Source organism: Paenibacillus auburnensis, assembly GCF_927798115.1.
Lineage (GTDB): Bacteria > Bacillota > Bacilli > Paenibacillales > Paenibacillaceae > Paenibacillus_AQ > Paenibacillus_AQ auburnensis.
In genome coordinates, this window is record NZ_CAKMMG010000001.1 from 221,071 (window position 1) to 242,314 (window position 21,244).

23 protein-coding genes and 1 pseudogene are annotated in these 21,244 nt (G+C 50.3%); 18 read left to right on the top strand and 6 right to left on the bottom strand.

Annotation, left to right across the window (positions count from 1 at the left end; genetic code table 11):
- Nucleotides 1-75: 75 nt before the first annotated feature.
- Nucleotides 76-477 (top strand): DUF4265 domain-containing protein, encoded by a 402-nt coding sequence (locus L6H70_RS00975; protein WP_236328652.1) that lies wholly within the window; start codon nucleotides 76-78, stop codon nucleotides 475-477.
- Nucleotides 478-499: 22 nt separating this feature from the next.
- Nucleotides 500-997: a signal peptidase I gene (lepB, locus tag L6H70_RS00980; protein ID WP_236328654.1), complete on the top strand. Its 498-nt coding sequence runs from the start codon at nucleotides 500-502 to the stop codon at nucleotides 995-997.
- Between the two features lie 7 nt (nucleotides 998-1,004).
- Here lepB and L6H70_RS00985 read toward each other — a convergent pair whose 3' ends face one another.
- Complete coding sequence (locus tag L6H70_RS00985; RefSeq protein WP_236328656.1) at nucleotides 1,005-1,310, bottom strand: Dabb family protein; 306 nt, start codon at nucleotides 1,308-1,310, stop codon at nucleotides 1,005-1,007.
- Nucleotides 1,311-1,605: 295 nt separating this feature from the next.
- Between L6H70_RS00985 and L6H70_RS00990 the strand changes: the two genes are divergently transcribed.
- From L6H70_RS00990 to L6H70_RS28855, 9 genes and pseudogenes are all read left to right on the top strand, one after another.
- A complete protein-coding gene (locus L6H70_RS00990) occupies nucleotides 1,606-1,845 on the top strand; it encodes a hypothetical protein (RefSeq protein ID WP_236328658.1) in 240 nt (79 codons plus the stop codon).
- Between the two features lie 149 nt (nucleotides 1,846-1,994).
- Complete coding sequence (locus tag L6H70_RS00995) at nucleotides 1,995-3,023, top strand: HD-GYP domain-containing protein (RefSeq protein ID WP_236328667.1); 1,029 nt, start codon at nucleotides 1,995-1,997, stop codon at nucleotides 3,021-3,023.
- Nucleotides 3,024-3,197: 174 nt separating this feature from the next.
- Nucleotides 3,198-3,935: a GTP pyrophosphokinase gene (locus L6H70_RS01000; protein WP_236328669.1), complete on the top strand. Its 738-nt coding sequence runs from the start codon at nucleotides 3,198-3,200 to the stop codon at nucleotides 3,933-3,935.
- Between the two features lie 61 nt (nucleotides 3,936-3,996).
- The gene (locus L6H70_RS01005) at nucleotides 3,997-4,863 is read left to right on the top strand and encodes an HAD-IIB family hydrolase (protein WP_236328671.1); all 867 of its coding nucleotides are present in this window, start codon (nucleotides 3,997-3,999) and stop codon (nucleotides 4,861-4,863) included.
- Entirely contained in the window at nucleotides 4,856-6,499 is a 1,644-nt protein-coding gene (locus tag L6H70_RS01010) for a glycoside hydrolase family 9 protein (protein ID WP_279306716.1), read from the top strand. The genes L6H70_RS01005 and L6H70_RS01010 overlap by 8 nt, the downstream gene beginning before the upstream one ends.
- The gene (locus L6H70_RS01015) at nucleotides 6,486-7,160 is read left to right on the top strand and encodes an HAD family hydrolase (protein ID WP_236328673.1); all 675 of its coding nucleotides are present in this window, start codon (nucleotides 6,486-6,488) and stop codon (nucleotides 7,158-7,160) included. Before L6H70_RS01010 ends, L6H70_RS01015 begins: the two co-directional genes overlap by 14 nt.
- Nucleotides 7,161-7,202: 42 nt before the next feature.
- Nucleotides 7,203-7,751, top strand: coding sequence for a YfiT family bacillithiol transferase (locus L6H70_RS01020; protein ID WP_236328675.1), 549 nt, complete (start codon nucleotides 7,203-7,205; stop codon nucleotides 7,749-7,751).
- 186 nt (nucleotides 7,752-7,937) lie between these two features.
- Nucleotides 7,938-9,530, top strand: coding sequence for a sensor domain-containing diguanylate cyclase (locus tag L6H70_RS01025; RefSeq protein ID WP_236328683.1), 1,593 nt, complete (start codon nucleotides 7,938-7,940; stop codon nucleotides 9,528-9,530).
- Nucleotides 9,531-9,672: 142 nt separating this feature from the next.
- Nucleotides 9,673-10,200: pseudogene (locus tag L6H70_RS28855) on the top strand (cupin domain-containing protein); the annotation flags it as partial.
- Between the two features lie 394 nt (nucleotides 10,201-10,594).
- On the opposite strand, the gene L6H70_RS01035 reads toward L6H70_RS28855, so the two are convergent.
- Nucleotides 10,595-11,587 carry an acrylyl-CoA reductase family protein gene (locus tag L6H70_RS01035; RefSeq protein ID WP_236328691.1) on the bottom strand — a complete coding sequence of 331 codons (993 nt, stop codon included), beginning with the start codon at nucleotides 11,585-11,587 and terminating at the stop codon, nucleotides 10,595-10,597.
- Between the two features lie 155 nt (nucleotides 11,588-11,742).
- Here L6H70_RS01035 and L6H70_RS01040 point away from each other — a divergent pair, with 155 nt between their 5' ends.
- The 6 genes from L6H70_RS01040 (at nucleotide 11,743) to L6H70_RS01065 (ending at nucleotide 16,013) form a co-directional block, all read left to right on the top strand.
- Complete coding sequence (locus tag L6H70_RS01040) at nucleotides 11,743-12,339, top strand: TetR/AcrR family transcriptional regulator (RefSeq protein ID WP_236328693.1); 597 nt, start codon at nucleotides 11,743-11,745, stop codon at nucleotides 12,337-12,339.
- Nucleotides 12,340-12,535: 196 nt separating this feature from the next.
- Nucleotides 12,536-13,951, top strand: coding sequence for an NAD-dependent malic enzyme (locus tag L6H70_RS01045; protein ID WP_236328695.1), 1,416 nt, complete (start codon nucleotides 12,536-12,538; stop codon nucleotides 13,949-13,951).
- 39 nt (nucleotides 13,952-13,990) lie between these two features.
- Nucleotides 13,991-14,542: an ATP-binding protein gene (locus L6H70_RS01050; RefSeq protein WP_236328697.1), complete on the top strand. Its 552-nt coding sequence runs from the start codon at nucleotides 13,991-13,993 to the stop codon at nucleotides 14,540-14,542.
- Entirely contained in the window at nucleotides 14,539-14,997 is a 459-nt protein-coding gene (locus L6H70_RS01055; protein WP_236328698.1) for a hypothetical protein, read from the top strand. Before L6H70_RS01050 ends, L6H70_RS01055 begins: the two co-directional genes overlap by 4 nt.
- A complete protein-coding gene (locus L6H70_RS01060; RefSeq protein ID WP_236328700.1) occupies nucleotides 14,994-15,533 on the top strand; it encodes a histidine phosphatase family protein in 540 nt (179 codons plus the stop codon). The genes L6H70_RS01055 and L6H70_RS01060 overlap by 4 nt, the downstream gene beginning before the upstream one ends.
- Before the next feature lie 36 nt (nucleotides 15,534-15,569).
- Nucleotides 15,570-16,013 carry a GNAT family N-acetyltransferase gene (locus L6H70_RS01065; protein ID WP_236328702.1) on the top strand — a complete coding sequence of 148 codons (444 nt, stop codon included), beginning with the start codon at nucleotides 15,570-15,572 and terminating at the stop codon, nucleotides 16,011-16,013.
- Nucleotides 16,014-16,079: 66 nt separating this feature from the next.
- Here the strand turns inward: L6H70_RS01065 and L6H70_RS01070 are convergent, their stop codons facing one another.
- The 3 genes from L6H70_RS01070 to L6H70_RS01080 are packed head-to-tail and all read right to left on the bottom strand — an operon-like array spanning nucleotide 16,080 to nucleotide 18,711.
- The gene (locus L6H70_RS01070; protein ID WP_236328704.1) at nucleotides 16,080-16,871 is read right to left on the bottom strand and encodes an ABC transporter permease; all 792 of its coding nucleotides are present in this window, start codon (nucleotides 16,869-16,871) and stop codon (nucleotides 16,080-16,082) included.
- Between the two features lie 9 nt (nucleotides 16,872-16,880).
- Entirely contained in the window at nucleotides 16,881-17,711 is an 831-nt protein-coding gene (locus L6H70_RS01075) for an ABC transporter permease (protein WP_236328706.1), read from the bottom strand.
- A 55-nt stretch (nucleotides 17,712-17,766) separates the two neighbouring features.
- A complete protein-coding gene (locus tag L6H70_RS01080; RefSeq protein ID WP_279306717.1) occupies nucleotides 17,767-18,711 on the bottom strand; it encodes an ABC transporter ATP-binding protein in 945 nt (314 codons plus the stop codon).
- A 342-nt stretch (nucleotides 18,712-19,053) separates the two neighbouring features.
- Here L6H70_RS01080 and L6H70_RS01085 point away from each other — a divergent pair, with 342 nt between their 5' ends.
- Nucleotides 19,054-19,545, top strand: coding sequence for a DinB family protein (locus L6H70_RS01085; RefSeq protein ID WP_236328708.1), 492 nt, complete (start codon nucleotides 19,054-19,056; stop codon nucleotides 19,543-19,545).
- A 19-nt stretch (nucleotides 19,546-19,564) separates the two neighbouring features.
- Here the strand turns inward: L6H70_RS01085 and L6H70_RS01090 are convergent, their stop codons facing one another.
- The gene (locus L6H70_RS01090) at nucleotides 19,565-21,241 is read right to left on the bottom strand and encodes an ABC transporter substrate-binding protein (RefSeq protein WP_236328711.1); all 1,677 of its coding nucleotides are present in this window, start codon (nucleotides 21,239-21,241) and stop codon (nucleotides 19,565-19,567) included.
- Between the last annotated feature and the right edge of the window lie 3 nt (nucleotides 21,242-21,244).

The window sequence follows — 21,244 nt, forward strand, 5'->3', positions numbered from 1 at the left end:
ATTCATTGCCAAATATCATGAGTTTGCCTAAAATGAAGGTTGATGGATTTTGTATATGAAGAATTGAGGTGTGCTATGCCGGAAACAGTAGGACTACATATCTGTTTTGATGATCAGGGGCGTGAGATTGAGGTGCTCGATGTGACTCCCGTGGCGCAGGATAAATACAGGATCGAGGAGACACCGATTTTCAACCCGTGCATTACGCTGGGAGATATTATCCGGGTAACAGAGAAACAGGGCATTTCGTATTACGTGGAGACGGTGCAGAAGTCCGCTTACCGGAGATATGCATGGCTGCTCAGTAAAGAGGCGGCAGGTTCCCCGGAGATCAGGGATATGAAGCAGCGTGTGAAGGAGAACGGCGGAAAATGGGAGCAGATCTTCGGCGGATTGCTCGTTATCCACATGCCCAAAAATACCGTGATCGACACGGACGCGGAAATGTCGCGGATACTAGCAAAGTTCGAACTCTAAATATAGATAACTGAGGTGGCAAATGAAAAAATTTCTGAAGCAGTGGGTTCCGAGTATCGCAATTGGTATCATCCTGTCCTTATTTATCCGGTCTTATGTTGCTGAAGCAATGAGAGTTCCGACCGACTCCATGGTTCCCACGATAAAAGTGGATGACCGGCTGCTGGTAGAGAAGATGCTCTGGCTGACCACGCTGAAGCATGGCGATATCGTTGTGTTCAATCCGCCGGTTGCCGGTGATGAACAGAAGAAATATGTCAAACGCCTGATTGGCCTGCCGGGTGACACGATCGAAATTAAAGAAGGTGCCTTATTCAGAAACGGTGAAAAGATCGATGAACCTTATCTGAAGGAGACCATGAACTATACCTTTGGGCCGGTTACTGTTCCAGCGGATCACTATTTTTTCCTTGGCGACAACCGGAATATCAGCTACGATGCTCATTTGTGGGCGACACCCTTTGTAGCCAAGGATAAATTGATTGGTAAAGTAGTTGCCGATGTGAACGATCTTTTTTAGAACCGTATTAGCCTGTGACTGGGTAATCTACCACAACGACATTTTCAATTATTCCCTCTAGCATAGCTACAAACTCCTGGTGGGCCGGATGCGGTCCATATTGACGCAGGGCTTCCTGATCTGTAAAGGTCACGCGAAGCCCCAGCGTATATCCATGGATATTCCCCGCTTCCTCTGTCACATTTACCCCTGCCGTCAATTCGACAATCCCTGGTATCTGTTCCTTCAGCCTCAAAAGTGTCTGCACCAGCAGCTCTTCTGTTTGCGGTTGGTAATTATTGTTGAATTTAAAGACAACCAAATGCTCGTACATAATACTACCTCCTCAAAGTTACAGCTTAGCGTTCATTATACTATATAACTGAAACATGAAAGGATAAGCCATGACAGATCCTGTCTATGTAACGAGAATCAAACCTCCGTTAGCCCTTAGAACGATGCTGAGCGTGCTGGTAAGCATCGCTATTCTTCTTATATCATTCTTTAGGAGTCCAGGTAATACGATCCGGCCGCATGACACCTTGTACTATGTTCTAATCCTTTGTCTCATTTTCTCTACTTTGTTAGAGGTGTATTTGATTTTGCTAGCGCTCCGGAAGGCAACTGAAATGAAGTGGAGTACTGATACTTTGCAGATTCATAACCGTATGATCCCAGCACCTGAAATCAAGTCTTTTCATATTGATGGTCCTTTAGTCGGTATTTTGCCGAAGAATACAAGAATTGTACCGCTCAGCCTGTGTTTCAGGTTCACGGATGACCGGACACAAGCAATAGAGAGTCTTCATGCCTGGGCCGAAATGAATGGAGTCAGGCTGAAATACGGCAGATTTGTGAAATGGATGTAGTAATATTTGAAAAAGGCGGCTAAAGTAGGGATTCATTTGAACTAGTCCGGGCAGTGAATGCGACTTTAACCATATTGTCACTATAAAGGCATTTGACTATGATCAATTTACACAAGGAATATTATTTACTCAAGAAGGAGTGCTGCAATTTGAAAGTTCATGTCACAGATCTAAAACCCGGTGATTGTCTTATGACTGACACTTTCAATAGTGTGGGCTTGCATATATTGCCCAGCGGGACCATTGTCCAGCGTGAAGAAATCTCCCTGCTGATCCGGCAAAGAATAGAATATGTAGCAATTGTAGCCCGCGAGCTGCCGCAAACCATTGAGGAGCTGAACCATGGTCTCCATGATGATTTTGATCAGGTGATCATGAATTATGAATCGACTTTCCTGGAGGCTCTTTCGCAGGGCAGCTTTACCCCGGAACTTGTTGATGCTACGCTGCAGCCGCTGCTTGAAACCTTGGATAAGCAAAAAGATGTCGTATCCCTGCTGCTTCTGCTGGACCGTGAAGATGTTGATACTTACCAGCATTCGCTGCAGGTAGGGTTGCTGTCTTATTATATTGCGACATGGCTTGGTTACTCCAAAGAGGAGCGCTACAAGATCAGCCGTGCCGGCTACCTGCATGATATCGGCAAAAGCCAGGTGTCATTGTCCATCTTAAATAATTCGGGATGGCTAAATGCTGCCGAGGAAGAAGAACTGAAGCGCCACACCGCTTACGGTTACGATATTATCCGGAGATCCATGAAGGATGAAGCTACGGCACTAGTTGCGCTGCAGCATCATGAATATGAGGATGGTTCGGGTTATCCGGCCAATCTCCGCAAAAATGATATTCATCCCTATACTGAAATAGTGACTGTCGCTGATATCTATATGAAGCTTACTACGTCCAGGCTGAACCGGCCGAAGCAGGGGCTTGTGTCCGTGCTGCGCCAGGTGCATGAAATGGGCTTTGGCAAGCTGAACGGAAATGTAGTGCAGGCCCTTACGGGGCATTTGCTGCCAGGGTTTGTAGGTAAGACGGTGCAGCTCAGTAACGGAGAGACGGGCACTATTGTAATGAACAACGCTCTGGATATCTTCAAGCCGCTGATCAAGGTGGATGAGGATTACAGGGATTTATCACGGGAGCGTAGTCTGACCGTTGATGAAGTTTTTATTTAGAAAATCAGGTTGTCATATAAGCAGCCATAGTGTATAGGCTATCTTCACGGATCCAGAGTGACCGTTGGGGATAGCCTTTTTACATTCTGCTGAATTTGAATTCCCTCTGTTAAATGGGCTATGATTAATTCAGAGCCGGCCTATTAAATGGCAGCAGAAAGAGGAGAACTGAATATGAAAACAGGCAACCAGATAGAGAATTTTAAGCAGCTAAAATATGAACTTACCCGTTTTATGATGATCTATAAATTTGCCCTGGAAGAAATAGAGACGAAGATTGAAATTCTGAAACAGGAGTTTCAGATGCTCCATGACTATAGCCCAATTGAACACACGAAGTCCCGCATTAAATCTCCTGAGAGTATTATGAACAAAATGCTTCGTAAGAACAGCGAGCTCTCACTGCCAGCCGTCCGTTCCAGTATTAAGGATATCGCCGGCCTCCGCATCACCTGCTCGTTTATATCTGACATTTATCAAGTCAGCGAAATGCTGCAGAAGCAGGATGACCTGAAGGTGCTTCAGATTAAGGATTACATCAAAAATCCGAAGCCTAACGGATATCAGAGCCTGCATCTGCTGGTCGAAGTGCCGGTGTTCCTGTCGGACTGCACAGAGATGGTGTGTGTTGAAGTACAGATTCGCACCATTGCTATGGATTTCTGGGCCAGTCTTGAACATAAAATTTTCTATAAATACAGCCAGTCGGTTCCTGAGCATCTGACCCGTGAGCTGAAGAATGCAGCGCTCAAAGCCAACGAGCTGGATCTGCAGATGGAGCGTCTGCACCGTGAGATTAAAGAAATTAAAGATGCCCAGGCCGACGAGGAAGTGCTGGAGTTCCAGCGGATCATGATTAACAATCAGCAGTTTAATTTGCCGGCCAACTTTATGAAGCTGCTGGGTGAATAATCATAGTCGAAACCTTCGATCAGCGTATAGCATGTAATTATCACTGTAAGGGGGATGATTCATGGCAAGGCAGGCCTATATTACGGATCTCGACGGAACGCTGCTCACCTCAGAACAGAAGCTTACAGACTACACAATTCAGGTGATTACAGCAGCAATGGAGCAGGGGGCGATCATCAGCTTCTCAACGGCCAGGGGCTTCATTAGTGCAGCCAGTGTAGTTTCGGAAATTGCCTGGAAGTATCCGCTTATTCTTTATAATGGAGCCCTTATTTATGACGGAATGTCCGGGACGGTGATCGACGGATACTGGCTGGATTGCTTTATTTCTAAGGAAATTATAAGCATCGGGCGGCAGCTTGGCGGGATTACTCCATTTTATTTCTCGCTGGATGATAATGACCGTGAGAGAGTGCTGCATGAACCGCTCAAACGCGAGGGCGATGTTGTGTTCTTTAACAGCCGTCCGGGGGATAAGCGATTTCGGGAGGTGGACAAGCTGGAATGCCCGGCAGGACACCGGACTTTGATTATCACTTATATCGGCCTGCTGGAAGAGCTTCAGCCTATTCATCAGGCGGTGCAGCACAGATTCGGGGATAAGCTGCAAATCCACTTCATGAAGGACTTATACATAAAGGATCACTATTTTCTGGAATTCAGCCATCCCCAAGGCAACAAAAGCGAAGGACTCAAGTTATGGGCGCAGCATATCGGTCTTGAACCGCAGGATATTACTGTATTCGGTGACCACTTGAATGATCTGGGACTGTTCGCAGCCGCCGGAACAAGGATTGCCGTACAGAACGCCCAGCAGGAGATAAAAGCATTGGCACATCAGGTCATCGCTTCGAATAACGAAGATGGTGTAGCCAGATTCTTGGAGAAAACTTTGATGTACAAAAAGGAGCGGATACCAGGTGAGTGAGCAACAGGTTCGCGCAATTACAGTAGATCAGATCGGATATTCCACATACATGAAGAAAATCGCCCTGTTAACCGGGACGGAGCATTCATTCCGGGTTGTGAATGCAGAGACGGGAGCGGTAGTATTCAAGGGAGAATCTGCTGCCGTAGCAGACGATAAGGCCAGTGGTGCCAGAGTTCATGCCGCTGACTTCTCAGCGGTTACCGCTACAGGACAGTATTTCCTTGAAGCTGGGGATGGGGCGGTATCCGCAACTTTTGTCATTGCAGATAAGCCCTATCAGGAGCTGCAGAAGGGATTGTTGAAAGCCTTTTATTATTACCGCTGCGGGGCCGAACTAAGCGGGGATTATGCCGGACCTTGGGGACATGCTGCCTGCCATCTGGCAGAGGGAACCGTAATCGGCCAGCCTGAGCTGAAGCTCGACAGCAGCGGAGGCTGGCATGATGCAGGGGATTACGGAAAATACTCCGGTCCGGGCGCCAAGGCTGTCGCTGATCTGCTGCTGGCCTATGAGTTATATCCTGCTGCGTTTGCGGGTGACTTTACACTCCCGGAAAGCGAGGGGATGATGCCGGATGTGCTGCTGGAGTGTAAGGTAGAGCTGGATTTTCTGTTCAAAATGCAGGAGGCCGGCAGCGGCGGGGTCTATCATAAGCTGACCACGCTGAACTTTCCCGGCCTTGATGTTATGCCGGAGGATGATACATCAGAACTGTTTTTCTCACCGGTATCCGCTGCTGCTACAGGAGATTTTGCCGGGGTAATGGCAATGGCAGCAAGGATCTATAAGCCATTTGATGAGTCCTATGCAGACCGTTGTCTTGAAGCAGCGTGTGCCGCCTGGCAGTGGCTGGAGCAGCATCCGCAGGAGCCTGGCTTTAAGAATCCGCCGCAAATCACGACGGGTGAATATGGGGATGCCGAAGATCATGACGAACGTTTCTGGGCAGCAGCGGAACTGTACCGGACGACAGGCGAAGAAGTCTACCATAAGGCTGTCCAAAAGTTATCCAGACTGCCATTCCCCAAATTCAGCCTGGGCTGGGCGGACATGGGCGGTTATGGTACACTGGCCTATCTGCTGAATGTGGAGGCACAAGGGGAGGCATTATACGCATCCCTTAAGGAAGGACTGCTTGCGGAAGCGGAGCAGCTTGTCCAGGTGAGCCAGTCAGACGGATACCTCATTTCTCTGCGGGAAGAGGATTACATCTGGGGCAGCAATATGCTGGTGATGAACAACGCGATGCTGCTGCTGGCTGCGGAGCATTTCAGCGGAGATGCCCGTTATGCCGATTGTGCACTGGACCATCTTCACTATCTGCTTGGCCGAAATGTGCTGGATATCAGCTATGTGACCGGTTTTGGCGACCGTCCGGTATTGCATCCGCATCACCGCCCGTCTGTAGGCGATCATGTGGAGGCGCCAGTTCCCGGACTTGTGTCCGGCGGGCCTGACCGCGGATTGCATGATGAATATGTCCTGCAGCATTTACAGGGTAAGCCTGCAGCGCAGTGTTTTGCCGACCATGAACTCAGCTACTCCACGAATGAGGTTACGATCTACTGGAATTCACCGGCTGTCCTGGTGGCAGCGAGGTTTAATACACAGGTGAACCATGGGACGTTATAAAGTCATCAGCCTGGATATGTTTCAGACATTGGCAAATATTCAGGACCGCAGGGCATATGTATGGAAGCCTATTTTGCAGCGGGACTATAGTGAGGAACGGGCTTTGGCACTTGGAAGCATGCTGCTGAGCAGCTATCAAAGGTTATCTTCTGAGATACGAAGTAACGGAGATTTTTGGACCAGTAAAGAAATTTATACCCGCAGCTTCCAGCAGGTTTTTAAGCAGCATGGGGTGGAATTTGATCCTCTTCAGGCAGTTGATATTCTGTTTGCACAGCACCGGTTGTCCACGTTATATGAGGATACGGAGCGTTTCCTGCAACAGATATGTGCTAAATACCAGGTCTGCATAGTCAGTGATACTGATGAGCTGATGCTGCCGGACTTTTATCAGAACTATCCGGTTACTTTATTCACATCGGAAATGCACAGGTCCTACAAAAATGACAGCCGCAACGTAATGTTCCGAGAGGTCATTGCCCATTACGGCGTAGAACCTGTGCAGATTATCCATGTAGGAGACACAGCATCGGATGTGTTAGGTGCGGCAAGAGCGGGAATTACCGCCTGCTGGATCAACCGGGAGAAAGCCGTTTGGCAGCAAGCGGTGCAGCCGGATTATTCAGTAACATCGCTGGTTGAGTTATATGAGCTTCTATAAGGCGGTTAAGCTGATGACTCCATTAAAAGGAGGGCAAAGTAGATGAGCAGTTATACTGAGGATGACATGGAGCACCTATGTTACCCCATTGGAAGGTTTGCGGCCAAGGAAAACCGGACGGCAGACGAACGGAATCAGGATATTCTAAAGATTGGCCGACTCCCGGCTGGCTTAAGTGAAGCCGTGGGCCCGCTCACATTAGAGCAGTTAAATACCCCTTACCGGCCTGGCGGCTGGAGTGTTGCACAGGTTGTTCATCATCTTGCTGACACGAATATGTTCGCCTATCTCCGCTTTAAGCGGGGGCTTACTGAAGATGCACCGCAGATTCCAACCTACCGGCAGGACCTGTGGGCGGAACAGAGCGATTATCTGGAAGAGCCGGTAGAGTCTTCACTCCGGCTGCTGGAGTATCTGAACCCGCGGTTCATGAACTTGCTGAGTTCACTGAGTGATGCTGATTTTGACCGGATTTTTGTGAGTGCAGGCCTTGGGACGATGAGCCTGGATACAGCATTACAGAGATATATCTGGCACAACAGCCATCACATTGCGCAGATCACCTCGCTAATCAAGCGGAGCGGATGGTAATATAAACAAGAGCAAGCGGAGCAGGAGGCACTCCTGCCGCTTGCTTTTTTTCTTTTGGAGATATATAAATCGTGCCCAAATCTGCTCCATCATGCAAAAAATGGAAATGAAATCTGTATGTAGATTCTCTTTCTTTATCGTATATAATTATACCAAATGGGCACAGGTACATAAGGAGGTCGGGGAATGCCTACACCACATAGAGCAGAAACCAAATCAAGAATGAAACTCAGCCTCACTTTGCTGCTGATGGCGCTGGTGACAATGGTGTTTCTATTGACAACTACGATTCTGCTCATTGGGTCATACCAATCTAAGAAGAAATCACTAATAGAGACAACGCTTAATTTGAATTATGCCAATGCGGAAAGAATGAGTAAAACGGTAGATTCATTGTTCCGTTCGATGCACAGCAGCCTGCTTTTCAGTGCGGATCAAATCGCCAATATGGAGGCATCGCGGCCTGAAGATATAGATGCTTATCTAGATTTAATGCGCCACAGCAGCAACTACTTTAATTCAATTATTCTGTTTAACGAAAACGGATCGGTACTGAATAATTCACCGAAAACGCTAGGGATGATGGGGAAAAGAATTCAATCGCCTCAGGTTCTGGAAGCTCTCCGGCTGAAGAACTCCTATCTGTCTTCACCGTATACTTCGTCCACTACAGGCAGGATGATCTTGTTCATGAGCGAACCGCTGTATAACAAAGACAGACATTATCTTGGACAACTGGCAGGTACGGTCTATCTCCGGGATTACAATATTCTGAATATGATATTCGGGAACAATAATATTGATGAATCCGGTTCGTATTACTATATTGTCAGCGCTGAAGGGCATGTGCTGTTTCATCCGGACGCAGAAAGAATAAATAAGGATATTAGCAGTAACGAGGTCGTCCAGAGATTAAAGAGGGGAGAGAGCGGGAAGATGCAAGCACTGAATACCAAAGGGGTATCCATGCTTGCCGGCTATTCTGCGGTTCCCGCTAATAATTGGGGAGTCGTTGTTGTATCGCCAGTTCATGTCATACAGGAACAATTGCTGGCTCACTTACGCAAAATTCTGGCCTATACGGTTATTCCATTCGTTATTTTGCTGCTTAGTGTGTTTGTCCTTGCACACCGCTTAGCCAAGCCGTTCGTTGTCCTGGCCGACCTTGTGAACAGAATCGGCAAAGAAAATGTCGAGCTGCCGGAGCTCAAACCTCATTGGAACAGGGAAGTTGATCTGCTTACCAAAGCAGTGGTAATGGCCTGGTCGGACATCCAGAAGCAGACCGATCAGCTGACCCAGGATGCGATGACCGATCTACTGACAGGTCTTACGAACCGCAGAGCGCTGGATATCAGCATCAATCAGTGGATAGCCGCCCGGGTACCTTTTTCCGTAATCGTTCTGGATGTGGACAAGTTCAAATTCGTCAATGACACTTACGGTCATTTGGCTGGTGATGAGGTGCTTAAAAGCGTTGCAGAAATCCTTACTGCAAGCATCCGTCCCGGCGATATCTGCGCCCGTTACGGCGGTGAAGAATTTGTCCTGCTGCTTCCCCGGACGAAGCCCGATCATGCTTTTACAGTGGCCGAAAGAATCCGTAAAACACTGGAAAAAAGTGAAGTTCCCTTACCGATCAAAGTGACTTCCTCGCAGGGAATTGCCCATTATCCCACACACGGGCGTACCCGGGAAGAATTGCTTGGACATGCAGATGAAGCTTTATACTCCGCCAAACATACTGGAAGAAACCGGACAGTTATTGCGGGAGAGTAAGGAAATAGAGCATCTTCCCCAGGGAGGATGCTTTTTTAATGCGGTCTTAAACCAAACCAAGAAAATCATCACCTGAACATAGGCGAATACATATCCTACTTCAGAACGATAAAAATGGGCTCCGAAGAAAGGAAGGATTCGCGTGACTTTAAATATGGATTATACTTCCCCCAATACTCAATTTACCTTTGATTTGAATTGCAGCACCTTGTTTAAGAAGGATGACTGCAACTATATCAACGTTATGGGGATTAAAGAGCTGAATACGCTGGATAATACGTCGCTGCTTGATATTTTTCTCAGCAAATCAAATGTGGTCGAACCGCATTATCATCAAAATGCTGCTGAGTTGGTCTATTGTATCTCCGGTGAGGCAGTAGTTTCGTTGATTAATCCGTTCACGGGTGAGCTGCTGCACTTTACGATAACACCGGGCCAGGTGGCTAACGTGCCGCAGGGCTGGTGGCATTACGAAGTTGCAACGGTAGATTGTACGCATCTGCTGGCTATTTTTAATGCTCCTACACCTCAGGTCATTCTTGGATCAGATATATTAAGCAAAACACCGGCCCGTGTGCTGGCCCATACTTACTGTCTAAATGAAGCTATGCTGAAGGAGACGTTGGCTCCGCTGAAGCCAATGACGTTCATTGGTCCTCCGGCGGATTGCTGTGAACCGTCAAAGGCAGCGGCTGAAAATGTAAAAGGAGCCATAATAGCACCGGCGAATTTAGCTCCGGTGAACATGGCTCCAGTTAACATGGCTCCAGTTAACATGGCTCCGGTAAATATGGCTCCGGTAAATATGGCGCCAGTGAATATGGCTCCGGCTATGGCTACAGCAAATATGTCACCATACATGTATCAGCCGGCTCCACAGAGCTTCGGATACCAGCCTACGAGTGTTCATGGCTACTATGGTCAGCCTTATGTTCAGCAGACCTACCGTCAGCAGCCGTATGCTCAAGATTATCCAGCCTATCCGAGCGCAGGAATAGAGAACGAGTAAGATCAGTTAGTGCCAAAGAAAGCCTCCCTGGAACGATCCCGGGAGGCTTCTGCTTCTAGGACAGGCGGACAAGCACCCTGCCTCTAATATTTGAATTTAGAATATCTTCGAGTGCTGCAGGCAGAGCGTCCAGTGTGATCTCGCGGTCAACCAGTGCTTCAAGCACCTCCGGCTTCAGATCCGTTGCCATCCGCTGCCAGATGTCTTTACGTTTCCCGGCAGGACAGGACACGGAATCAATACCGAGCAGGCTGACCCCACGCAGGATAAATGGCAGTACTGTTGTCGGAACTGCCGTGCCGGCGGTTAGGCCGCTTGCAGCCACAGCGCCGCCGTATGCGATCTTACTCAGCACGGCTGCCAGCGGACTGCCGCCTACTGAATCTACTGCTGCCTGCCAGAGCTGCTTGTCCAGCGGTTTCAGCGCACTACCGCCTACATCCTCGCGGGAAATGACCTCATCGGCACCTAAAACCTGCAGATACCCGGCTTCGTCTGTTCTGCCTGTGCTGGCAGTTACCTGGTAGCCTAGCTTGGCCAGCATCGCTACTGCCGCACCGCCAACACCACCTGTTGCTCCGGTGACGAGCACCTTGCCTTTATCCGGTGCAGCCCCGTGATCTTCCAGCGCTTGAATGGACAGTGCGGCGGTAAAGCCGGCCGTCCCGTAAATCATTGCTTCCCGCAGGCTAAGACCATCCGGGAGCGGGAGAACCCAGTCGGCGGGAATTCTGGCATATTCACTGAAACCGCCAAAATGGGACACGCCAATGCCATAACTGGTGGCGATGACAGACTGGCCTGCCTCAAACCGGCTGTCGGCCGAAGAAATTACAACCCCTGACAGATCTATGCCGGGGATAAAGGGATAGTTACGTACAATATTTCCATTTGGAATGCTCGCTAATCCGTCTTTATAGTTTACGCTAGAATAGGATACCTTGATCAGCACCTCACCTGCAGGCAATTCTTCCATTGCCACTGGCTTGACCTCCACTGAGAAAGTATCTGTTTTGTCTACAACCAAAGCCTTAAAAGTATTTGACATTTGATGTTCCGCTCCTAATCCGGACTGTATTTATAAGCCTGTTATATATTAATTATTCTGACCGGTCAACTTTTTTATTACCATGATATAATACACATCATATATATTGAACTTAATCAATGATTGCTTTACATACCTACTATCATGGAGGTCCTATGGTACGTTACAAGAAGTCGGAAGAGAAACGCAAACAGATTTTGTATGCCGCTTTTCACGCACTCTCCGAACGCGGCTACGATGCAGTGACCCTGCAGACCATTGCCGATCATGCAGAGGTCAGCAAAGGGGTTGTCCACTATTATTTTGAGAATAAGGAAGCGGTTCTGGTTGAACTGCTCGAATGGCTGACCGGCAAAATCTCTGCAAAGGAGCAAGCAGCGGTAGCAGAGCAGCATACAGCAACCGGCAAGCTGACCGCCTATATCAGCTCCGCCTTCCCCGGCCCGGACCAGAACCGGTCCTTTTACCGCGTCTATTTGGATTTCCTGGCGAGAGCCAGCCGCATTCCGGTCTACCGGGAGATTAACCAGCGGTTCTATGACAGCTGCGCTAGTATCAGTACGGAGATACTGAGACTCGGACAGCAGGAGGGGATTTTCGCTAAGGAGTTGTCCCCGGATACAACAGCACCCGTCATTCGTGCGATCATCGACGGTTGCCTGATCCAATGGCTGATGGCGGATAAAGACGAGCTGCACGGGTTGTATAAGGACTCCTGTTATGGTGCCATTATGAAGGTGCTCAGCGTGTGAAAGCTTGTGAATATTAGAAGGAGGATAAGTATGCCTGGAGAAATAGTTACAATTTTGCAGGCATTTATCTTCGTGAATATGTTAAATTATGGTTTGATATGGTGATGATTCTCATTATGAAATCTCTACCATTATGTACATTGTGTGAACTGTAGTATAGTAGATATAGAAAATTTTGGTCTAGGAGGCCTGTTCTATGTCCATCGCTACTACAATGATTATTCGTCTGGAAATCCGCAAATCGGTTGCTTCATTTGGTGATGTAGCTTCAGCGCTCGCAGCAGCGGGCGGGGATATAGTAGCTATTGACGTTATCCGTGCCGGGAAAGAGTTGACCATCCGCGACATTACCGTAAATGTCCAGGATGCGGCTAACGGAGAGATCCTCACCGTACTTTCAACCTTGCCGGGGATCAAAGTCATCAATGTATCGGATCGGACATTCCTTGCACACATCGGCGGCAAAATTGAGATCACCCCTAAGATGCCGATCAAAAACCGTGAGGATCTCTCGCTGGTCTACACCCCTGGTGTGGCCCGTGTTTGTATGGCTATCGCGGAAGACCCCGGCAAAGCCTACTCTCTCACTATGAAAAGAAATACGGTAGCTGTCGTTACCGACGGTACGGCAGTACTCGGTCTCGGCGATATCGGTCCAGAGGCGGCAATGCCGGTTATGGAGGGGAAGGCAATGCTGTTCAAGCAGCTGGCAGATATCGATGCTTTTCCGCTCTGCCTGGACACGAAAGACCCGGAGCAAATCATCAGTATAGTGAAAGCGGTTTCCTCAGGCTTTGGCGGAATCAATCTGGAGGATATCAGTTCTCCGCGCTGCTTTGAGATTGAACGGCGGCTGGCTGCTGAACTCGATATTCCTGTATTTCATGATGATCAGCATGGTACGGCAGTAGTCGCATTAGCCGGATTGCTGAATGCACTGAAAGTAGTAGGCAAGGAGCTCGCAGAATGCCGGATCGTTGTTGTTGGCATCGGTGCAGCCGGTGTGTCCATCTGCCGTCTGCTGCTCGCGGCAGGCGCCGGGAAAATCTGCGCTGTTGACCGGGAGGGGATTCTTAGCAGGGAACAGGTCTACAGCAATGCCGAGTGGCAGTGGCTGGCCGGAGCGACCAATCCGGAAGGGATTACAGGAGGCTTAACGGAGGCCTTACGCGGAGCGGATGTATTCATTGGGGTATCCGGCCCGGGCGTGCTGTCAGTGGAGCAATTACGGAGCATGGCCAGTGATAACATCGTATTCGCGATGGCCAATCCGTCTCCGGAAATAGAGCCTGAACTGGCCGAGCCTTATGTCCGTGTGCTGGCGACAGGTAGAAGTGATTATCCGAATCAGATCAATAATGTGCTGTGTTTTCCGGGGATTTTCCGCGGAGCCCTGGATTGCAGGGCCAAGGCGGTTAATCTAGAGATGAAGCTGGCGGCAGCCCGGGCCATTGCTTCGGTGGTTCACCACGACGAGTTGAATGAGCAATACATTATCCCGAGTATTTTTAACGAAAAGGTAGTTGAGCAGGTACGGCTGGCTGTAATCAAAGCTGCTGTCTCTACAGGAATGGCTCGCCGCATTCCACCGGATATCTCGGAGGAGGGCTAACTTGGCTACGTGAAACGGGATACGGATCTGGAGGTATAGATGAAGAGTAGGATTCATATTATGGGTGCTTCGGGAGCAGGTACGAGCACGCTCGGACATGCGCTGGCCGGACGGCTGCCGCATGTCCATCTGGATAGTGATGACTATTTTTGGGAGCAGAAGTTTTCGAAGCAGAGTGATATCCGTGAGCGGCTTAGCAGGATTAAGTATGATCTGGAGCATCAGGAGCCATGGATTCTATCGGGGGCCGTTTGCGGCTGGGGAGACGGGCTCCGCTCTTATTTTGATCTGGTCATCTTCTTGTGGATTCCCCCGGAGCTTAGGCTGGAGCGGCTTAGGGCAAGAGAGTTCACACGTTATGGCGAACAAAGTCTACCAGGCGGGAGCAGGTACGAGGATGTGCAGACATTTCTGGAATGGGCCAGCTTATATGACACGGCAGGGCCGGAGGTCAGAAGCCGGAAGCTTCATGAAGACTGGATGAGGGAGCTTGAGTGTCCGGTTCTGCGGCTGGAGGGTAATCTGTCCGTCGAAGAACGGGTGGAGACTGTGCTGAGCTACTTATCCTGCGAGAGAGGGGTAAGGACATGAGGAAGATAGTAGTTATACGTACATTGCTGCTGTGCGGACTTATGCTTATACTGAATTCCGCCTGCAGCAGCGGAACCCTTTATCATACCTACACTTTTTCCGGAGAGGGCGAGCACTGGTCAGCAATCTATAGTGAGACACTTACAGAGAAACCGGTCCACTCAGAAGGAAAAGCAACGTATTACCAGCCTTCCAGTGAGTATGCTTTCCAGCTTGCCTACAAAGGGAAATCCGGGGATCTGAAAAAGATTAAAAAATTCACCTTTGGCTTTGATGCGGTTGGACACGGGTCCAGTCAGACGATGGAAGGACCTGTAAGGGTAGAAAGTCTGCGGCTGGAGGGCTCGGGCGACGGATTGGTGGGCCGTGAGGAGTCAGTCATTAAGGTAAGTGTCGATTGGGACGGACAGAGTGAGCAGTTTGAACTGCTGACAGACTGGAATGAGCCGAAATGAGAATGGGTCTGGTCAGGCATTTTAAAGTAGAACATATCCCGGTGCGGGGCTGGATCACTGGTGAGCAGTTCAATAGGTGGGTTGCAGAGTACGATGCAGCCAGCATCCGCCTGACACCATTCACGGATCATACAGAGCACTGGGATTACTGTATAAGCAGCGATCTTCCAAGAGCCGTACATACTGCAAGGCACATCTATTCAGGCGATATTGCACTAAGCGAGCAGCTTAGGGAAATTGGAGTGGCGGCGGTAAAGCTGTCCGGCTTAAAGCTTCCGGCAGCATGCTGGATGGTTATAGGGCGGCTGTTGTGGCTAGCCGGACATCCCTCTCAGCCGGAGAGCCGGCGGGAAACAACGCAGCGGATCATTTCGGTTCTGGACAAATTGGAAGCGGAGCCGCAGGGGAAGAATGTACTAATCATAACGCATGGAGCATTCATGAAACAGCTGGAGCGGGAGCTGCGGCGCAGATCTTACAGCGGGCAACGGATGAAGCACCCGCGAAATGGACAGCTTTATGTATATGAGAAATAATCCAAACATGCAGGAAGCAGGAGGTACAGAGTACAAATGGTGTCTATTAAAGAAATTGAGGCTGACTCGCTTTCAGCCTTAAATGAGCTATATGGTGAATTGACGGGTACAATGGCGGAACTATACAAACTTACCAATGCTTTTGCGGCAATTAAGGCAGACAGCAGGTACATATTATTAGGTGCTTATGTGGACGGGAAGCTGCTGGGCTCCATAATGGGCATCATTTGCCAAGATCTCGTAGGAGATTGCCGGCCGTTTATGGTCGTTGAGAATGTTGTTGTCTCCGCGCGGGCCCGCCGCCAGGGTCTGGGCAAACAGCTGATGACCGCCATTGAAGGCATTGCCCATGAGCGGGATTGTTATTACATCATCCTGGTCTCCGGTGAGAAACGCAAGGAAGCCCATGTCTTCTATGAGAGAATGGGCTACCGGGATGAGAAGGTTGAGGGCTACCGTAAGCATCTGAGCTCACATTGAAGTATGTAATGGAGCCCATACTTAGCCATGAAGTTCTGCCAGGGAAGCTGATTCCGTTCACCGGAGTCAGCTTCCTGTGCTTTTATAATGCCTCACGCCGATGCGCCAGACCAGAAGTGAGAGTCCCAGGAATACAGCCCCGGCGGGTAGCGAGAGGAAGCCCAGCCAGTGTGGATATTCCCAGCCGCATACTGTAGCTGCCGGATAGAAGCTGATGAACAGCATCGGGAGCACAAAGCTGAATACAGATTTTAGCGCCCGCGGCATATACGGCTCCGGACACCGGGTAATCTGGTAGCTGGCATTGGTCAGCAGATATATCCAATCGAGTCCTTTGATTGTGAAAAATGCCAGACCCGAGGTCAGCACGAATACTCCGCAGTACATCAAGCAGCCTCCCGCCATCGCCATCGCGAGTATTCCCAGCTTACCGGGCGTCAGGGGGATGCCGAGCTCCCCAAGCGCCCAGCCTGCCGCACAGATTCCGGTGACAGGCCGGACCAGCCGGTGTAGATGGAATCTGGAGGCGGCAACCTGCACGAACAAGGAACGGGGGCGGAGCAGCAGCCGGTCGAAATCCCCGGAGCGCAGCAGATGCCACGGGAAATAGTCAAAGCCGCGGCAGAGGCTCTCGGCGAGTCCGAAGGAAGACACTGCCAGCGAGTAGACGAGAATGATATGGGCCACGGTCCATTCGCCGATATTGCCAAAGCGGGAGAACAGTAGGATGGTGGCAATGGGGTCAGAGATCACAACGATAAGGACCTGAATCAGCATCAGCCACCAGCCCTTATACTCCATGCCGGACAGCAGATGCATCCGCAAATATTTGAAATAGATTTTACCTTCAGCGATCATTCGTTTATCTCACCCTCCCTGGACGATGATACTGTTCAGTTTACGTTTCATGATGAGCCGGCCGGCCGCAATGAAGAGCAGGCTCCAGATAAGCTGCAGGCCAATACCGGGCAGTGCGGTGGCAGGAGCCATACTCCCTATATACAGCTGTACCGGTATATCAGCGAACCCTCCAAAGGGCTGAAGGTACAGGAAGGTCTGCATGAAATCAGGCCAGAGCCGCAGCGGAAGATAGGTGCCGGACAAAATGCCGCTCACTAGTAAAAGCATATAGGTCGGCCCGTCACCCCAGGTGATGTTCAAGCGGATTGCGGTCACGAGCATGGCAAATGCGGAGCATAACACAAACGCCATGATCACAGATAATAGAAAACAGAACAGCGCGGTGAGTGATGCCGGCCCGCCCAGTGCATATCCGGCAGGCATTAGCAGACCGGTAAACACGGTGGCTACACTGCGGATCCACGAGGTGCCGAGCTTGCCGGCCGAGCTTTTGACGAACCAGTGAGTATAAAGGTTCATAGGCCGGCACAGCTCAATACCGACGTCGCCGCTGTTGATTTTGCCCATGATCTCGCTGTCGATGCTCATGCTCTGCAGCACAAACAGTCCCTGGGCCAGCCACACATAGGATATCGTCTGCGGAAGACTCAGCCCGTTATTGTTCCACGAGCCGTTCTCGCTGTATGTATAGAACACAGTGAACAGCACACATTCCAGAAGCGCCCAGAATACCCCGACCACCGTGCCGGATATTGCGGATACACGGTACTGCAGCCCTTCGGCCATCCTAATCCGGAACAGGGAGCTGCAGGCCCGGAACGTATTTCTAAAATTCATTGTTACACCTCCTGATTGATGAGCATACAGACATAGTCAGTCTGCCATAACTGGCTTAAGTTAGGGCCAAATCATTGTACATGGCGGCAATCATCGCGTCGGTGTTGACCTTCATAACCACTTCAGGCGCGTATTTCTCCTGCAGGCCCGAGAGCCTTCCGTCATAGAGCAGCTGGCCGTGTCCGATAACCATAACCCGCTCACATAGTGCCTCAATATCATCCATATCGTGTGTTGTCAGCAGCATCGTGACCCCATACTTGCGGTTCTCTTCCTTCAAAAAATTGCGTAGCGCCAGCTTCGATACCGCATCGAGTCCGATGGTCGGCTCATCCAGAAACAGAATTTCCGGCCGGTGCAGCAGCGCCGCCACCAGCTCACAACGCATCCGCTGTCCCAGCGACAGCTGTCTTACGGGCGTTCTTAAGAGCGCTTCCACACCAAGAGTTGCTGTTAACTCCGATAATCTTAACCTGTAGTCTCCTGGAGGAATCGCATAAATATCCTTCAGCACGTCAAAAGAATCAGCCACCGGCACATCCCACCACAGCTGTGACCGCTGGCCGAAGACGACGCCGATTCTGGATACGTGCTCAACGCGGTGCTTCCAGGGAACTTTGCCCAGGATGGTGCATTCGCCGCTGTCCGGCGTCAGGATGCCGCTCATGACTTTAACAGAGGTAGATTTGCCGGCACCATTCGGGCCGATGTAACCCACCAGCTCGCCTTCGGCGATATCAAACCCTATACCGCCGAGCGCCTCGACAGTTGTTACGTTCCGCATAAAGGCTCCCTTCAGCAGCCCCCATTTTCCTTCGGGCCGTTTGTACACTTTAAAGCTTTTGCGGATATTTCTGAGTGTAATTTGCATCTTTGCCGCCTCCTTCGTGCAGAAGATCATATCATCATAGGCAGACGGGAATACAGCGACACTAAACACGTTCTTGATCCTTTGCTTCCAGCCCCAGGGGGGAAACCATTTATTTTCTTCGTTTTCCATAAAAATGCTTGCTATGTTGACATTTCCGTGCTATATTAATTTTATAGTTAACGCAAGGAAAACTGATGTTTTTTTACATATGTATCTCAAATATAACCTTAACGTACCGGTGATAAATTCACCGGTATTTTTGCGTTTTCTGACAAGTGGATTAACAGTGAAATCTGCGACAATGAACCGGTAACGATATTACAGCTCTGAGTTCCGGGAGAGATTCCATACCTGCGAACATGAACAGGCCGTAATGCAGTTTTATACTTATTTTTTACCTTCGGTGCGGCAGCAGGCTGTGATACACTGGACACAATTATTCTATTAAATTTTAGATATTGGAGGCCTTTCATGCAGACATTTTTTCGCTATAACTGGATGGTCCGGGAAGAATGGTATAAATGGTGTGAGGAGCTGAGTGAAGAGGAGCTGCTGCAGCCGCGGGTCGGCGGGGTTGGCGGGATCCTGAAGACGCTGTTTCATATCGCCGATGTGGAGTGGAGCTGGATCATGGTGATGCAGGGCAAACCGGATTTTCAGGAGGATTTTGCCAATTATAATACGGTGGAGAAGGTTAGAGCGCTGGACGCTCGTTTCCGGCCGGAGGTAGAAGCGTTTGTCCTGGCATGGAATGAGAGGCTGGAGCGGAATATTTTTAAGGATGTACGCCAGGACGGCTCGGTAGTGACCGATGGCTGGGGAGAGATTATGCGCCATGTCATCGCCCATGAGATCCATCATATCGGGCAGCTGTCACTCTGGGCCAGGGAACTCGGCAAAGCGCCCATTTCGGCCAATCTGATTGGCCGCGGACTCCTGGAAACCTTGCCGGGCAAGGAATAGTTCTGAGTAGCGCAGGGATTCACAATTCAGGTGGAAACCACAGGTGTCGCAGGTCTACCCAGCCTTGGCTGTTAAAGGTAACGCCGCGGACAGAGGGCAGATAGGCTGTTTCCGCTGGCTTCTCATACAGGATATGCAGCTGGTGCTCATGCCTCAGGCTGTCTTCTATCGCCTGGAAGCCTGCGGCACGGGCCTTCGGATCCTGTTCGCGCGTAATGATCTGGAGCCGTCCTTCAATATCGGCCCGTGTGCGCGGCTCAATATGCTGCACCATCGTAGAATACAGATCGAACAGTCTGAGCTGCTCATCCTGATCACGGAGCAGGGAGAAGACGATCAGATCAGCCAGCAGGCGGACAGGACCTTTGAATTCCTCAGGGGAGACGGATAATACATTGCATGAATATCCGCGGTGCGACAGCTTTGCAGCAACGGCCTCGGCATCGCCGGCATACTGCGGGATGGTTGCGATTTGCAGTGAAGGCGTATCAGCATGATGCTGCTTTGGCCCCTGCGCCGCGGCTCCTTCATGTAAACAGGAGAGTACATCTGCACGTAGCAGGGGATCGCTGAGCGGTCCTCTTTTTTTCGTATTGCAGGTGATGAATTTCCGCACAGAGGATTCCGAGTGTATCCGGCTCCAGACAGCTGAGCCTGCGGTGGCAGGGTTCGGGATGATATGAAACGGAGAGCTTGTCTCAGCCGCAGCCGAAGCGATGTCCCACGGGACATAGAGAATCTCCACCCGGTCGAGATGAGCCCGTCCCTGGAAATAATAAGGGAATACTTCCAGCGCACACATATCCTCATTCATCTCCACCAGCTTAAAGGGCCCGGTACCCGCCGGTCTGCGCCCGAAGCTGCCGGCAAGTGTTGTCTCCAGATCACGCGGAACGATGGCAGCCCGGCTGGTGCAGAGGAAGGGAAGGAACAGCTCGTTCGGTTTCTTCAGCAAAAAGCGGACCGTAGTCAGGCTGAGTGCCTTGACTTCCCGGATCTCTTTGAAGATGTTGCTGTAAAGCATGCGCTGCGAAGTATTCATCATCCGTTCGAAGGAGTATACGACATCTTCAGCCGCTAATACCTTTCCGTGATGGAACAGTACATCCTTGCGTAAGTGAAAGGTCCAGACCGTGCGCTTCTCATCCGTATCCCAGGCATGAGCCAGTCCGGGTATGATCCCGCCTTGTCCGCCGCTGCGCGCCACCAGACCGTCAAAAATGTGGCTGGAAACAAAGGATTCAGCCAGCAAATTCATATACAGCGGATCCAGGTTATGGAGGTGCTGCGTTACCGGAAGCCGCAAGGTATCAATCCGTCTATCACTGCGGATCTCGGAATGATGCCCGAAATAAGTAAGCAGCCAGCCCTGAAGTGTATCCTGCAGGGAGGAGGAGCGGGCATACCTGCGGATACCTTCAATAGTGCTGCGCATATCGCTGCTGCTGATTGCCTGCATCATGGACTGGAGCGCAATCTCTTCAGCACCTGCCAGGAACCTCAGTGAAGAACGCCGCCCGCGTCCCCGGCTTGGCGTCCAGCGGATCCAGCCCTGTTCTGCCAGCTTGCTAATTACATTTAGGGCATTCCGGTGGGTGCAGCTCAGGGTATGCGCCAGCTCGTCCAGTGTAACCGCGGCTTCCTCCGTACCTCCATGCTGCGAATGCAGCTTCAGAAATTGACTGTGCAGCTTCACGGC